The sequence below is a fragment of the Streptomyces atriruber genome (assembly GCF_001418325.1).
Classification (GTDB): domain Bacteria; phylum Actinomycetota; class Actinomycetes; order Streptomycetales; family Streptomycetaceae; genus Streptomyces; species Streptomyces atriruber.
In genome coordinates this window covers 19,073-34,260 of the sequence record NZ_LIPN01000092.1, presented here as the reverse complement: position 1 = coordinate 34,260, position 15,188 = coordinate 19,073, and the positions used below count along the sequence as shown (strand labels likewise).

The following is a 15,188-nucleotide window of genomic DNA, read 5'->3' as shown; positions in this document are numbered from 1 at the left end:
GCCCAGACGCCCCTGTCAGGGACCCTCGCCGGGCGGCCCGTCGGCCTCGGCCGCCGCCCCGTCCGGGGCACCCGGCAGGGTGGGCACCGCGGCGCGCCTGACCTTGCCCATGGAGCTCTTCGGCAGTGCGGCGACGAAATCGACCGCGGCGGGGACCTGGTGGGGCAGGAGCCGGGTGCGGCAGTGGGCCGTCAGCTCCGTCGCCTTCAGCGGCGCCCCGACCACGACGGTGGCCCGCACGCGCTCGCCCGCGCCGTCGGCCGACTCGCCCCAGACCACGGCCTCGGCGACCGAGGGGTGGGCCAGCAGGACCTGCTCCACTTCGACGGGGTTCACCTTCTTGCCGCCCACGTTGATGAAGGAGTCCTTGCGCCCGACCAGGTGCAGATGACCCTCGGGGCCGAGGCGGGCCACGTCACCCGTCCGGTACCAGCCGTCGTGGAAGGCCCTCCCGGTCGCATCGGGGTGGCCGAGGTAGTGCAGGAACATCGCGGGTGTCCGTACGAGGAGTGCGCCTTCCTCACCGCGCTGCACCTCGTCCCCCCGCTCGTCGACGATGCGAAGCCGTACACCGGGCATGGGGCGGCCCACGCCGAGGTCCGCCCCGGAGCCGTCCTCGGGCCGCCGCGCGGCGATGACTCCGGCCTCCGTGCAGCCGTAGACCTGCTGGATGTCCAGGCCGAGCCGCTCCCTGGCCCGCTGTGCCACGGCGGGCGGCAGAGCGGCCCCCGAGGAGAGGCACAGCCGCAGGGCGTCGGGCGGCCGTGGCGGGGACGATCCCGCGCCGGCCGCCCGGGTCGTCAGGTCGTAGGCCATGGGGGCGGCGACAAGGACCGTGCAGGCGTGCCGGTCCAGGGCCCGCAGGAGGCGTGCGGGGGTGAACCGGCCGAGGAGGACGAGCTCCGCCCCGGCCCGCAGGGCGGTGACCAGTCCGGCCACCAGGCCGAAGGAGTGCAGCAGGGGGACGGCGGCCAGGATGCGGTCGTCCTCGGTGATCCCGTACGAACGGGCGTAGATGTCGCCGCCGTTGACGAGGTTGCGCTGGGTGTGGACGGCGACCTTGGGCTCTCCGGTCGAGCCGGAGGTGTACTGGTGAAGGAAGGGGGCGTCGGGCGCGGCGGTGGATGGCGGCTCGTCGCCGTCGGGCTCCGAGGTGGTGGCGTCGCCCGGGTCCTCCACGGGGATGCCCGGGTCCTCCACGGGGATGAGGGCGCAGTCGAGGGGATCCGGGTCCTTGGAGCCGTCCAGCGCGGTGAGCCGCGCCGCGTGCCCCACGACGGACAGGGGACCCAACGTGTCCCGTACGGACATGAGTTGGGACCGGGGTGTGCCGGGTTCCAGGGGGACCAGGCGCAGCCCGAGACGGGCGGCCGCGAGGAGCGCGACGACGGACTCCGGGGTGTTCTCCAGGAGCAGCCCCGCCGTGCCCTGTTCGACGACGCCGAGAGAGGTGAAGCGGCGCGCGGTGGACCGCACCTTCTCGTGCAGTTCGCCGTAGGTCAGGACGGCGTCCTCACCGCGCACGGCGACAGCTTGCGGGTGGGCCCGGGCAGCGGTGTCGAGCAGTTCTCCGAGGGTGGTGGGCAGCGGGCCGAGTCGGTCGGCCGGGTCGAGCCGGTGCGCTTCGCTGTCAGACGCGGTGGCCATCGATCACGCTCTCCTCTCCGTTGCGGTGTCCGTGCGCCGACACCGCCGCTCGCGCGTACGGCGCGGCTTCGGTGGACCGGATGCCCGGGCCGTCGGCCGGGTCGTCGTCGGGCTGCTGGTGGCGGAAGTAGCGGTCGTAGAGGCGGCTGTAGGCCCCGCCGCGCGCCAGCAGCGTCGTGTGGTCGCCCTGCTCGATGAACCGGCCGCCGTCGACGACGACGATCGTGTCGGCCTTGCGGACGGTGGGCAGGCGGTGGGCGACGACGATGGTCGTGCGGTCCGCGGAGAGCGCTTCGAGGCCCTCCTGGATCTGTGCCTCCGTCAGAGGGTCGATGCTGGCCGTGGCTTCGTCGAGAATCAGGACCGGGGCGTCCTGGAGGAAGACGCGGGCGAGGGCCACGATCTGCCGCTGGCCGGTGGACAGGTTGCGCCCGCCCTCGTCGGTGGGGGTGTCCAGGCCCTCCGTGAGCTGGGCCAGCCAGTCCCCGCCCGCCACCGCACGCGCGGCGGCCTCGATCTCGTCCCGTCCGGCCCCCGGCCGGCCGCGGGCGATGTTGTCGGCCACCGTCCCGGAGAAGAGGAACGGCGTCTGCGTCACCACGCCGAGGCAGCGCCGGTACTGGTCGAGGTCCAGGGTGCGCACGTCGAGACCGTCGACCTCGATGCTCCCCTTCTGGAACTCGTACGCGCGCATGATCAGCCGCACCACGCTCGACTTGCCGGCGCCGGTGTGTCCGACGAGCGCCACGGTGCGGCCCGCCGGGATGGTGAGGCTCACGCCGTCGAGCACGGGATGCTCGGCGTCGTAGCCGAAGTGGACGTCGCGCAGGGCGATCTCGCCGCGCAGGCGCGGCACCGGGATCCGGTCGCGCTGGCGCACCGTCGACTCGCGGTCGACCAGGGCGAAGACGCGCTCTCCCGCGGCCAGGCCCTGCTGGAGCTGGCTCCAGAAGGAGGCGATGCTGGTGAGCGGCGACCAGAACAGGGCCAGTGCCTCCAGGAACAGCACCCACTCGCCCGCCGTGACGGAGCCCGAGTCGACGCCGTGGCCGCCCACCAGGACCACGGCGACCGTGCCCAGCCCGGTGAGGGAGATCAGCAGCGGGAAGATGCCGCTGAACAGCCGGTTCAGCCGCACACTGGCCCGGAACCACTGCCGGTTGACCTCGTGCAGCCCGTCCTGCGCGGACTGCTGGTGGCTGTGGTTGCGCGCCACGGCGATGCCCCGCAGCGTCTCCTGCACATAGCCGTTGACCTCGGCCAGCGCCTGCTGCTGCCGCAGGGAGGCGCTGCGCGCCGCACGCCGGAAGGCGAGGCTGACGGCGACGATGACCGCGGCCACGAAGGCCGTCACCAGGGCCAGCGGCACATTGATGACGAAGAGGGCGGTCAGCAGGATCACGATCATCAGCACCTGGCCGAGCAGGCTGAGCATCAAGGTGATCAGCGTCGCGAACGCCTGGGTGTCGTTGGTGACGCGGCTGACCACCACACCGGTGGGGTGGGCGTCGTGGAACGCCATGTCCTGGCGCATAGCCGCCGCGAACGCGTGCTCCCTCAGCTTGAGCACCACGTCACCGGCCATCGCTCCGGCCGTGCGCTCCTGCAGCAGGTTCAGGAGCCAGGCGGCGACGCCCGCGACGAGGATGGCCGCGACCAGCAGCACCAGCCGGCCGTCGCTGTCGTCCTCCAGGGCCGAGTCCACGGTCCGGGCCAGCAGCAGGGGTACGGCGCTGCCCGCCGTGGCGGCGATGATCACGGCAAGGGTCACGAAGGCCAGCGCCCGGCCCTTGCCGCGGAAGTACGGAGCGATGCGGCGGGTCAGCTCGCGGTCGCCGTAACGGCGGTCGTAGTCCTCCGGGTCGAGGCCCTCCAGCAGATGCGCCATCAGTGGCTCTCCTCCTTGGCGCCCGCGGCGTCCGGACCGTCGGGTGCCGGCTTGCTCAGGTAGGGCGCGAAGATCCTGCGGTACAGGGAACAGTCCCGCAGGAGCTGTTCGTGACTGCCCTGGTCGACGATCCGGCCGGCGTCCAGGACGAGGATGTGGTCGGCCGCCCGGATGCGGGACAGCCTGGGGGTGACCAGGAAGGTGGTGCGCCCGTCCGAGGCCTGCCGCATGGCGCGCTGCACCTCGTACTCGGTGGCGCTGTCGACGGCGCTGGTCGCGTCGTCCACGGCGAGGATGCGGGGGTCGGCGATCAGCGCGCGGGCGATGGCGACGCGTTGGCGCTGTCCGCCGGAGAGTGTGGCGCCGCGTTCGCCGACGACGGTGTCGTAGCCGTGCTCGGTCGCCATGATGAAGTCGTGTGCCTGCGCGATGCGGGCGGTGGCCTCCATGTGGGCGCGGTCGGTGCCGTTGTCCGATCCGAGGCTCAGGTTCTCCGCGATGGTGCGGGAGAAGAGCATCACGTCCTGCTCGATGACCGAGGTGCGCGAGCGCAGCGCCCCGATGTCCCAGTCGGTGGTGGGGACGCCGTCGATCAGGACGCGCCCCTCGTCCGGTGTGTAGGTGCGGTTCAGCAGATGCAGCAGGGTCGACTTGCCGCTGCCGGTGGCGCCGACGATGGCCACGGTGGTGCCGGGCGCCACGCGGAACGACAGGTCGCGCAGGACGGGTCTGCCGGGTTCGTAGCCGAAGGTGACACCTTCCATGGCGACTTCGCCGGTGATGGGCGCGATGTGCCGGCCGCTCCGCTCGTCCTCGCCCTCGGGGTCGTCGACGACCTCCTTGATGCGCTGCGCTCCCGCCATGCCCAGATAGATGAGTCCGAGACTGAAGGACGCCAGCTGGGTGGGGGCCCGCAGGGTGCCCATCAGCCCCAGTACGGCGACGAGTTCGCCGATGCTCAGGGAACCGTCGCGCAGCAGGATCACGGAGTGCACCAGGGCGCCGACGGTGGCGAGGGTCAGCAGCAGCGGGGACAGGGCCAGCGCCTGGGTGCGGATCTGGCGCACGGAGGCGTCCCGGTAGGACCGGGCCAGTCCGGAGAACCGGGAGCGTTCCTGGTCGGCTCCGCCGGTCGATCCCACCACTTCGATTCCGGCGATGCTCTCCGAGGCCTGGGCCGTCATGTCGCCGAAGCGCTCCCGCGCCTCGTCGGACACGGGCTCCAGGCGCCGCCCGTGTTCGGCGAGCGCCACCGCGAACAGCACGACGAAGACGACGGGGGAGAGCAGCAGCCGCGGATCGACCAGGGCGATGAAGACGATCGGCATCAGGATGTTCAGTGCCAGATCGACGGCCAGGTCGAAGCCGGGCGACGCCATCAGGTTCAGGGACTCGGCGTCGCCGGTGGCTCGCGCGGACAGGTCGCCGACGCGCCGCCGGTTGAAGTACCCCTGGCTCTTGCGCAGCAGACTGGCGAAGACCTGGGCGCGCGCGTTGCGTTCGAGCCCGCTGGCGAAGGTCTCCAGACAGTACGTGGACATGATGCCGCCCAGTGCCCGGACGACCACGAGCGCGAGCAGCCCGGCGGCGATGGCGTGGAAGGTGCCGAAGTCCGGCGATCCGTCGTCCTGGTCGAGGACGGCGTCGAAGGCCAGACCGGTGACCAGCGGGATCGCGGCGGTCAGCGCCTGCCAGGCCAGACTGCCCAGCAGGAACAGGGCGATGTACGGCCGGAAGGGACGCATCTGGGCGAGCAGCCAGCGGGGGACGCTGCTGTGAGCGCCCGGGCCCGCGTCCGCGTTCGGGCCTGCGCCGGACTCGGGCCGGGGTGGGGCTGTCGTACCGGCCGGATCCTCACCGCCCGGCATGGTCTCGGCGGTCATCGGCGCTCCTTCTCCGTGTCGGGGGCCGTAGCGTCCCCGGGCCCGGAGAGGTCCGGAAAAGGCAATCGACGCATGGTTTTCGGCCATCATTCAGCGAATAGCAGGGTGTGCGGCACGCAAGGATTTCCGGCCGCCAATGTGAATTCGACTTGGCCGGCAGAGGGGTGCCAGTGGAGGTGGTCGTCGCCCGCGGTCGCCTTCCCGCGCAGGTCACGGGCGTGCGGATCGCGCATAAAGATCGGCACGCGGGCCGCGACGCTCTCGGGCGGATCACCCGCCGCGCGGTGAGGTGGCGTGATCGAAGCCGTCGGCAATCAGGGCAAGTTGAGGGTCGTCCCTGTTCAGGGGCGTCTTGATGGGGTCGAGGGTCGGATCTGCGGCGGCGTGGACCGCCCCGGCGCGCAAACGGTCCCGGTCGTGCCGTGGCATGGAAGCTACTTGTTTTCACCCGAAAAAGAAAGTCCGCATCAAGGCGGTGCTAATTGCCGTGCGTTGAAAATTAAATCACCGGTCCTGGCGGTGTGGCGGCGACATTTTCGGGCCGCCCGGCCTGATCGTGTCGCGTCAAGTGAATGGTTGAAGTCGCTTGAATCGTCTGGGTACTGTGACGAGTGTCCAGTGCTGAAAAGCGCTGGCAACTGCATACCTATTGCAGCTGTGCAGTTGCCAGTCGGCCACGGCCTGCCAGTGGACGGCGCGGGGCGGTGTCATCTCCCCACGTCGGATGCGGCCGGGCAAGTGGCGACAGTGAGGAGGAATGCGAGTGAGCCAGACGCTGTGCCACCCCCCGTATCCAGGAGAGCAGCTCGTGGTGACCACTCTCGTGCGCAACGGATTCCTGCAGCTCGGGCTGCGCGCCGCGCTGTCGACGACCCCCTTGGTCAGGGACGTCAGACACTGCGGCGACTGGGGTGAGGTGGAGGAGGCTTTAGGCAAGAACCCGGTCGACGTGCTGTTCCTGCACGAGAAGGACTACAGCCCCGGTCGAGACGTACTCGTGGATGCCCGGCGCCGCCGGCCGAAGGTGCTGCTCCTGCTCACCAGTACTGACGTGCCCGAGGACATACTCGCGGGTCCCTCGGTGCCCGATGGATTCCTGGTCGAGAACGAGTTGACCGCCACCGCGGTCGAGGACGCCCTCCAGGGAATAGTGGCGGGTGAAGTGCCCATGCCCACCTCGGTCACCCGGGCTCTCCTGCACCGCGTCCGGGAGCCGGAGCAGCAGCGCTGGCGCCGCGTCGGCAACCTGACCGGCCGGGAGAACGAAGTGCTGCCGTTGCTCGCCGAAGGGCTCAGCAACAAACAGATCGCCCGCCGCCTCGGCATCTCCAGCCACGGCGTCAAACGCATCGTCGCCAGCCTGCTCCTCAAGCTGGGAGCCCCCAACCGGACGGCGGCGGTGGTCACCGCCATCCAGAACGGTCTCATCGCCTGACGGGCCGGCCCGCCCGGCGGCGGGCCGACCTGCTTTCGGCAGTCCGTACGTCTCGTGTTACGGCCATTTCGAATATCGGGAAATCCGGATGCCGCGTGGCGCGGGGCATCCGGATTTCTCGCATGCATCCGATACTCGCCGTGCCCGAATGATGTGGCAAGCCCCCACTGGGCGCCCGTTCGGTGCGCCAGAACGGGCAGCCCCACGCGGTGAATTGGGCCCGAACGGTCAGCCCCGAAAGTGCGGGTGCCGCTCGCGTGGAGCCGGCGTTACGGTGAATCCGCTCAGGCAGCCCGCGGCTCACCGCGAGGCGTCATGCCGCTCCCGCGTCCTGCACCCGCCCTCTCCCTCGGCACGCCCCGGCGCGTGCTGGAAAGGACCGCGCCGTGGCCGAATTCGTCCGGCACCGCATCCCCTTCGCTGGACGACGGGCCGTCACCGCGCCGGCCACCTGCGCCCAGCGGCACATCTGGAACCTGATGCAGCGTCAACTGCCCGACGCCGCCTTCTACGACGTGTGCTACTGGGTGCCCCTGCCCGGCCACGGCACCCCACAGGACCTGCTCGACGTCTTCGCCGAGCTGCTCGGCCGCCACGAGTCGCTGCGCACCGGCTTCTACCGGGACGAGGACGGCTCCCTGGTGCAAGAGGTCGTGGACTCGGGGCAGTTCGAGGCCGAGCTCTGGGACCTGCCCGCCGATGGGGATCCGGACAGTGTGCTGCAGGCCTGGGAGCGCAGGATGCGGCACACCGCCTTCGATCCCGCGCAGGCCCCGCTGATCCGGTTCATGGTCGCCGTCGTCGACGGTGTGCCGGCGCTCGCCGCGTTCTGTGTGTCCCACCTCGCGGTGGACCTGACGTCGGTGCGGCTGCTGGCCGACGAGGTGACCCGGCTGCTCGACGCGCGGGCGACCGGCCGCCCCCTGCCGCCCGCCGAACCGTCCCGGCAGCCCGTCGAGCAGGCGCAGCTGGAGAGCTCCCCGCGCGGCCGGGCCCTGCAGGCGCGGGCCCGTGCCTACTGGTGCCGTCAGCTGGAGAGCGCGCCCGCGACCCTGTTCCCGCCGCGGAACGGATCCGTGGGCGGTGCGGGTGGCCTGGCGGCCCCGGTCCGCTACAGCGCCGGCATCGCCTCCCGCGCGGTGGCACTCGCGGTCCCGGTGGTGGCCCGGCGCTGGCGGGTGAGCACCTCCGTCGTCCTGCTGACCGTGGTCGCGCAACTCCTGGGCCGCCGCGCCGGGCTGCCGTCGTGCACGCTGCGCCTGCTCACCGCCAACCGGTCGGACCCGGAGCTGCGGGGCACCGTCGCGAATCTGCACGCGGAGGTGCCGGTGACGATCGACCTGGCGGGCGACCGTGTCGAGGACGTCGCGCGTCGTGCTCTCGCTGCCTGTACCGCCGCGTACGCGAACGGCCTCTACGACCCCGACGACGTGGCGGACCTGATCGCCTCGGCCCGGGGCAACGGTGTGCCGGTCGATCTCTCGTACTGCTTCAACGACGTCCGTGAGGAGCACGCCCTGTCCGACGCGTCCCAGGACCGCACCACCGTGTCCGGCGCGGAGCTGCGGGCCGCGATGGCCGACACGGTCGTGGGCCCCGACGAGTTCGAGGAGGGCGAGACCTTCTTCATCGTGATCGACGACGAGACGCCGGGAGAGATCCGGATGGTGCTCAACGCGGACCACCGGGCGCTCACCCCGTCCGAAGTCCACGGCTTCCTCCACGACATCGAGCGCTCGCTCGTCGAGTACGCCGAAGGCGCGGAGCCGGAGCCCGCCGTGGGCGGGGCCGGGCGGGGCGCGCCGCAGAGCGCGTAGGGACCGCGGGCCGCATCGAGGTGCGCCGACCGTCCGGGTGCCGCCCGCCGGTCGGCGCTTCGGCATGCCGTGCTGCTCAGCATCGGGCGCAGGCCTGCCGAGCGGGGTGCCACCCCCGTGCGCACGATGATTCCCGGACCGCATCACACCCGCCATGCGCATCGGACCGGGCTTTCGGAGTAGCCGGATGACCATAGCCCAAAGTAGGGGTGTTCGATCACCGGGGTCCCGGCAAGACTGTTCTTCGGGCCGCCCGGATCGATCACGGTAGGTCAGGCGGAAGGTACGCGGTTCCGGCAGCGGGATGCCGGACGGCGACCCACGAGGTCCGCCTCGCGGGGGCGGCCCGCCCGCGGCTGTTGCAGTGCTCTCCCTTCAGCATCTCCCTCTCCGCAGCTGCTCCGCTTTTCAGCTCCCCTCTCAGCACCGCTCTCTCTTCAGCAGTCGACAACCGCCCCTACGCGACCCCCTCGTGACGGGAACCCATGTCTTCATCTGTTGATCAACGCGCACTCCGCGACGCCGTGCGGTACGGACCGACGCCGGTCGAGAACCCGGCGCTCGGCGAGGTGTTCGCCGAGGCTCCGGGGTGCACACCCGAAGAGCTCGACACCGTGGTGGACAACGCGGCCCGCGCCTTCCCCGGCTGGTCGGCGACCCCCTCGGAGGAACGCCGTGAGCGGCTCCGTTCGTGTCACCGCGCCCTGCTGGCCGCGGTGGAACCGATGGCCGAACTGCTCACCAGGGAGCAGGGCAAGCCCCTGAAGCACGCCAGGGCCGAAGTCGCCCTGGCCGCCGACTGGTTCGCCCACACCGCGCGGCTGGAACTCGCCCCGGAGCGGCTCGTCGACGAACCGGCCGCCCGCGTCGGCCTGGAACGCGTGCCCCACGGCGTGGTCGCCGCGATCGCGCCCTCCAACTACCCCGTCCTGCTGGCCGTCTGCAAGATCGCCCCCGCGCTCCTCGCCGGCAACACCGTGGTCCTCAAGCCATCGCCGGACACGCCGCTGTCCAGCCTGATGATGGGCCGCATCCTGGGCAAGGTCCTGCCCACCGGCACGTTCGCGGTCGTGGACGGCGACGTCGAGCTGGGCGCCCGGCTGACCGTCCACCCGGCGGTCCGGATGGTCTCCTTCACCGGCTCGGTCGCCGCGGGCCTCGCCATCGCCCGGCAGGCCGCGGCCGACCTCAAACGGGTGGTGCTGGAACTCGGCGGCAACGACCCGGCCGTCGTCCTGCCCGGCACGGACGTCCGGTCCGTCGCCCAGGAACTGTTCACCAGGTCCATGACCAACAGCGGACAGTTCTGCGCCGCGGTCAAGCGCGTCTACGCGCCCCGCGCCCAGTACCGCCAACTCGCGGCGGCGCTGGCGGAGTCGGCGAACGCGGCCGTCGTGGGGGACGGGCTCGATCCGGCCACCGAGTACGGTCCGCTCGTCAGCAGGGCCCAGCTGGAACGGGTCGCGGGCCTGGTCGACGAGGCCGTGCGAGCGGGGGCCGGGGTCCTGGCCGGTGGGCGGATCCTGGACAGGCCAGGACACTTCTATCCCCCCACCGTCGTCACCGACCTTCCGCCCGGCAGCCGCCTCGAAGAGGAAGAGCAGTTCGGCCCGGTGGTCCCCGTCATCCCCTACGACGACGTGGAGCGGGTGATCGCCCGGGTCAACGCCTCGCCCCACGGCCTCGGCTGCTCCTTCTGGGGCGACGAGGACCGGGCGCGGGACCTGGCCGGGCGACCGGAGTGCGGAACCGTGTGGATCAACACCCACGGCGACCTGCGGCACGACGTGCCGTTCGGCGGTCACCGGCACTCCGGGATCGGCGTCGAGTACGGCGCGTGGGGTCTGAACGAGTACACGCAGCTCAAGGTGCATCACATCGCGCTTCGCCAAGCAGATCGGGAGATGTCATGAGTGACAGCACGGTGGTCCGCGTCGACGGTACGGACGGCATAGACCTGACCGGAGTCAACGTCTTCGTCGGCGGACCCATCCAGCACGCAATCCGTGACGACGGGTTCCATCAGCCGCTGCAGCACGCGATCGGCGACATCATCGCCGCCGTCTCGGCCGCGCACGGCACGGTCTTCTCCGCCCACGTGGCCGAGAAGTTCGGCGTCGACACACCGAACTTCTCGCCGGATCAGGTCAGCGTGCGCGACTTCGGCTGGATGCGCCGCTGCGACGTGTTCGTACCGGTGCTCCCGGTGGACGCCGCCGGTGAACTGATGCGCACCGACGGCACCCATGTCGAACTCGGCTGGGCCTCGGGTCTCGGCAAGCCCATCGTCGTCGTCACCCCGCTGCCGCTGGCGGCCAACGCGAGCCACCTGCTGCGCGGGCTGCCCTCCGTCGCCGACGTCACCGTCTTCGACCTGGTGGAGGCGCAGGCCCACCCCGTCGAACTGCTCCGGCTGCTGGAGAAGCTGGGCCAGGAAGCCGTGATGTCGAAGTGACGGCCGCCAAGGGCGGCGGAACCCCGCCCGAGGGCTCCGACACGCTGCCCGCACCGGTGGAGGTCCTCGGGCTGCGCCTGAAGTCCCCCGTCGTCGTGGGCTCCGGCCTCCTCACCGACCAGGAACGCAACATCCGTCGTCTCCTTGACGGCGGAGCGGGCGCCGTGGTCACCAAGACCATCCACCCGAGCCCCGGCCCCCCGGGCAACGAACGCCTGCTCCGCCTGCCCACCGGCATGCTGAACAGCACCACGTACTCCCGTCGCTCCGTCGACGACTGGTGTGCGATGCTGCGCCGGTTCGCCGACGACGAGCTGCCGGTGATCACCTCCGTGCACGCCGACTCCCCGGCCGAACTCGCCGATCTGGCCGAGCGCGTGACCGAAGCGGGCAGCAGCGCCCTCGAACTCGGCATCTCGTGCCTGAACGAGGACGAAGGCGGCCTGACGGACACTCCGGAGCGCGTCGCCGCGTACACCGAGGCGGTACGGCGCCGCACCTCGGTGCCGTTCAGCGTCAAGCTGGCGATCGGGGAGCGGGTGCGCGAGCGCATCGACGCGGCCACGGCCTCGGGCGCGGACGCGCTCACCCTGAGCGACACCATCTCCGGCCTGGCCGTCGACGCCGACACCGGTGAGGTGCGCCTGGGCGGAGCCTTCGGCTACTCGGGGCCCGGCATCAAACCGCTCGTACTCGCCGAGATCTTCGGCCTGCGCCGAGACGGGCTGACCGTGCCCGTCATGGCGAGCGGCGGGGTCAAGGACGCCACGGACGTGGCGGAGTACCTGAGCGTGGGAGCCCATGCCGTGCAGGTCTACACGGTGCTGCACCGGAACATGCACACCACGCTCCGCGACATCCGCCAGGGCTTCGACGACTGGCTGGCCTCGCGCGGCGGCACGGTGGCGGACCTGGTGGGACGGAGCATCAAGGGGTCATGAGGTGAACGAGATGCGGCAACGCACCACGAACGTACCCCGCTACGGCGACCTGACCAGCGGGCAGGTGCAGCGGGCCATGGACGGCGCCACCTTGGTGTGGCCGGTGGGAGGGCTGGAGCAGCACGGGCCGCATCTCCCGCTGTCGGTCGACATGGACATTCCGGACGCCCTGGCCCGGCAGGTGGTCACGGAGGCGGGCGGTCTGCTGCTGCCCGGTCAGCCGGTCTCGGCCAGGTCGCTGCCGCAGAGCGGTGGCGGACTGCACTTCCCGGGCACCGTGCACATCGGCGGCGCCACCTTCATCGACTACCTGACGGACTGTCTGACGTCCCTCGCCCGCCTCGATCCCGCCCGGCTCGTCGTGATCAACGGGCACTACGAGAACGAGGGCCTGCTCTTCGAGGCGATCGACGGCTGCGCCCAGGACATCCTGTTCCCCGACACCGAGGTGCTCGCGTTCAGCTGGTGGAGCCTGGTCTCCGACGACTGGCTCGGCGAGCACATCCCGCACTTCCCGGGATGGCACGCGGAGCACGCGGGGCTGACCGAGACCAGCCTGATGATGTATCTCCGCCCGGACGTCGTCCGGGCGGAACGCCCCAGCCATGACTCACCGCCGCCCGCCGGCGTGTACCGGCACCCCGTCGACGTGGACGCGATCTCCGACCGGGGCGTGCTGTCCTCCGCCGTCGGCGCCTCCGCGGAACTGGGGGAGCGGCTGTTCTGGCACCTGGTCGACGGCGTCGTGGACCTCCTCGGCAAGCCGCCCCGGGACGCCTCCCCCATGAGCACCTGAGCACCGACTCCACCGTCCCACGCCACCTCCAGGGAGCTATGTCAATGCCATCGACCAGGCCGTACGAGGACTACGACGTGTGTGTCGTCGGGCAGGGCTATGTCGGCGTCACACTCACCGCCGCGCTGCTGACCACGGGCAGAAGCGTGCTCGGCTACGAGACCAACCCCAAGGTGGCGGAGGAACTCGCCAGGGGCGTACTCGAGTTGGCCGAACCGGGCGTCGAGGAGGAGATCAGGGACGCGGCCGCGAGCGGTGCCTTCGGCGTCACCACCGACGTCCGCGGGCAGCAGCTGCCGCCCGTCGTGATCATCTGTGTCGGCACGCCGATCGAGGCCGGCGGCACCACACCCGACCTGACCCATCTGCGGGCCGCCACCGAGGCGATCGCGGCGGGCGTCGACGAGACGACCCTGGTCATCGTGCGCAGCACGGTGCCGGTGGGCACCTCGCGGAGCCTGGTGCTGCCCATCCTCGGCGACCGGATCCCCGAACCGCTGCTCGCCTACTGCCCGGAGCGCACCATCCAGGGCCAGGCACTGGCGGAGCTGCTGTCCCTGCCGCAGATCGTCGGCGGTCTGAGCGACGAGGCGGGCAAGCGGGCGGCGGAGTTCTTCGGCACCCTCTCCGACAAGGTCGTGCCCGTCTCCTCGCTGGAGAGCGCCGAACTGGTCAAGCTGGTGTGCAACTGCCACACCGACCTGATCTACGGCTTCGGCAACGAGGTCGCACTCATCACCGAGAAGCTCGGCCTGGACGCGCGGGAGGTCATCGACTCCGCCAACCTCGACTACCCCAGGCCCACCCTGCACAAGCCCGGCTTCGTCGGCGGCAGTTGCCTGACCAAGGACCCGTACCTGCTGGCGTACTCGGTCGCCGCCCACGACCACACCCCGCAGGTCATCACCGCGGCGCGCACGCTCAACGAGTCGATGCCGCGCCGGGTCGGCGAACGCGTCCTGGCCGCGCTGTGGGAGCAGGGCAAGGACCCGGCCGATGCCACGATCCTGGTCTCCGGCTTCGCCTACAAGGGCCGTCCCGAGACCGACGACCTGCGCGGCGCTCCGTACGAGCGGCTGCTGCCGTTCCTCAAGGGCCGGGTCAAGGAAATCGTCGGCCACGACTTCGTGGTGCCCGCGGCCCGCATCGAGTCGCTGGGCGTCCGGCCGGTCGGCCTCACCGAAGGCTTCACCGGGGCGCACGCGGCCATCCTCCTGAACGACCACGCGGGCTACGGCGACATCGACGCCGCCGACCTGGTGGCGCGCATGGCGGACCCGGCCCTGGTCTATGACACCTGGCGGGTCCTCCCGTCCTCGACGAAGGCGATGAGGCTCGGCCGTGCGTAAGAAGATCCTGATCACCGGAGGCGCGGGCTTCATCGGTCTGCACCTGGCCCGCCGCCTGGCCGCCACCTGTGACGTGACCCTCCTCGACGACTTCAGCAGGGGCCGGTCCGACGGGGAACTGTCCGAGCTGCTCGGCTCCGTCGAACTCGTCGAGCACGACCTGACCACCCCCGTGCCCGACGGGCTGCTCGGGGACGACTTCGCCGAGGTCTACCACCTGGCGGCCGTCGTCGGTGTCGCGGAGTCCAACGACAACCCCCGGCGGGTGCTGCGCACCAATCTGCTCACCACCGTCCACCTCCTCGACTGGTTCTCCGGGCTGACCGGGGCCACCCTCTGCTTCGCCTCGTCCAGCGAGGCCTACGCGGGCAGCGTCGAGGCGGGCATCGCGGCCGTCCCCACGGGGGAGGACGTGCCGCTGATGGTCCCCGACCTCACGGTGCCCCGCTCCTCGTACGGCTTCAGCAAGATCACCGGCGAGCTCCTGTGCCGCACGTACGCGCGCACCCACGGCTTCGCCCTGCGCATGGTGCGCTTCCACAACGTCTACGGCCCCCGCATGGGATACGACCACGTGATCCCGCAGTTCATCGAGCGGCTGCTCGGCGGCGCGGACCCCTTCGAGATCCACGGCGCCGACCAGACACGCGCGTTCTGCTACGTCGACGACGCCGTGGACGCCCTCACCGCGCTGACCGCCCTGCCCACCAAGGAGCCCCTGCTCGTCAACGTCGGCAACGACCAGGAGGAGATCCTCATCGAGGACCTCGCCCGGAACGTCTTCGACGCCCTCGGCCGGCACCCCGACGTCGACGTCCACCCCGCGCCCCCGCTGTCCCCGGCCCGGCGCCTGCCGGACATCTCCCGGCTGCGCGAACTGACCGACTACCGCCCCGCGGTACCGCTCGCCGAGGGGCTGCGCCGCACCTGCGAGTGGTACGCCCGGGACCTGACGGCACGCGGAAGCGGAGCGTGAG

General features: G+C 71.3%; 11 protein-coding genes. 8 read left to right on the top strand and 3 right to left on the bottom strand.

The genetic code is table 11. The features are described 5' to 3' along the window. Positions 1–15: 15 nt before the first annotated feature. From AOK03_RS10635 to AOK03_RS10625, 3 genes are read right to left on the bottom strand one after another with little or no spacing between them, the layout of a single operon-like run. On the bottom strand, positions 16–1,647 hold the full coding sequence (locus AOK03_RS10635) for a class I adenylate-forming enzyme family protein (RefSeq protein WP_055564936.1): 1,632 nt from the start codon (positions 1,645–1,647) through the stop codon (positions 16–18). Further along, positions 1,631–3,535 (bottom strand): ABC transporter ATP-binding protein, encoded by a 1,905-nt coding sequence (locus AOK03_RS10630; protein WP_063792468.1) that lies wholly within the window; start codon positions 3,533–3,535, stop codon positions 1,631–1,633. Before AOK03_RS10630 ends, AOK03_RS10635 begins: the two co-directional genes overlap by 17 nt. Beyond that, a complete protein-coding gene (locus tag AOK03_RS10625; protein ID WP_055564935.1) occupies positions 3,535–5,418 on the bottom strand; it encodes an ABC transporter ATP-binding protein in 1,884 nt (627 codons plus the stop codon). The genes AOK03_RS10630 and AOK03_RS10625 overlap by 1 nt, the downstream gene beginning before the upstream one ends. An 808-nt stretch (positions 5,419–6,226) precedes the next feature. On the opposite strand from AOK03_RS10625, the gene AOK03_RS10620 reads away from it, so the two are divergent. The 8 genes from AOK03_RS10620 (at position 6,227) to AOK03_RS10585 (ending at position 15,187) form a co-directional block, all read left to right on the top strand. Beyond that, on the top strand, positions 6,227–6,853 hold the full coding sequence (locus AOK03_RS10620) for a response regulator transcription factor (RefSeq protein ID WP_055564934.1): 627 nt from the start codon (positions 6,227–6,229) through the stop codon (positions 6,851–6,853). A gap of 386 nt (positions 6,854–7,239) precedes the next feature. Further along, a complete protein-coding gene (locus tag AOK03_RS10615) occupies positions 7,240–8,670 on the top strand; it encodes a condensation domain-containing protein (protein ID WP_055564933.1) in 1,431 nt (476 codons plus the stop codon). A 485-nt stretch (positions 8,671–9,155) separates the two neighbouring features. After that, the gene (locus AOK03_RS10610) at positions 9,156–10,583 is read left to right on the top strand and encodes an aldehyde dehydrogenase family protein (RefSeq protein ID WP_055564932.1); all 1,428 of its coding nucleotides are present in this window, start codon (positions 9,156–9,158) and stop codon (positions 10,581–10,583) included. Next, entirely contained in the window at positions 10,580–11,125 is a 546-nt protein-coding gene (locus AOK03_RS10605; protein WP_055564931.1) for a nucleoside 2-deoxyribosyltransferase, read from the top strand. The genes AOK03_RS10610 and AOK03_RS10605 overlap by 4 nt, the downstream gene beginning before the upstream one ends. Then, complete coding sequence (locus AOK03_RS10600) at positions 11,122–12,066, top strand: beta/alpha barrel domain-containing protein (RefSeq protein WP_244177557.1); 945 nt, start codon at positions 11,122–11,124, stop codon at positions 12,064–12,066. The genes AOK03_RS10605 and AOK03_RS10600 overlap by 4 nt, the downstream gene beginning before the upstream one ends. Positions 12,067–12,076: 10 nt before the next feature. Continuing rightward, a complete protein-coding gene (locus tag AOK03_RS10595) occupies positions 12,077–12,862 on the top strand; it encodes a creatininase family protein (RefSeq protein ID WP_055564958.1) in 786 nt (261 codons plus the stop codon). 44 nt (positions 12,863–12,906) lie between these two features. Beyond that, positions 12,907–14,211: a nucleotide sugar dehydrogenase gene (locus AOK03_RS10590; RefSeq protein WP_055564930.1), complete on the top strand. Its 1,305-nt coding sequence runs from the start codon at positions 12,907–12,909 to the stop codon at positions 14,209–14,211. Then, on the top strand, positions 14,204–15,187 hold the full coding sequence (locus AOK03_RS10585; protein WP_055564929.1) for an NAD-dependent epimerase/dehydratase family protein: 984 nt from the start codon (positions 14,204–14,206) through the stop codon (positions 15,185–15,187). Before AOK03_RS10590 ends, AOK03_RS10585 begins: the two co-directional genes overlap by 8 nt. Position 15,188 lies beyond the last annotated feature (1 nt).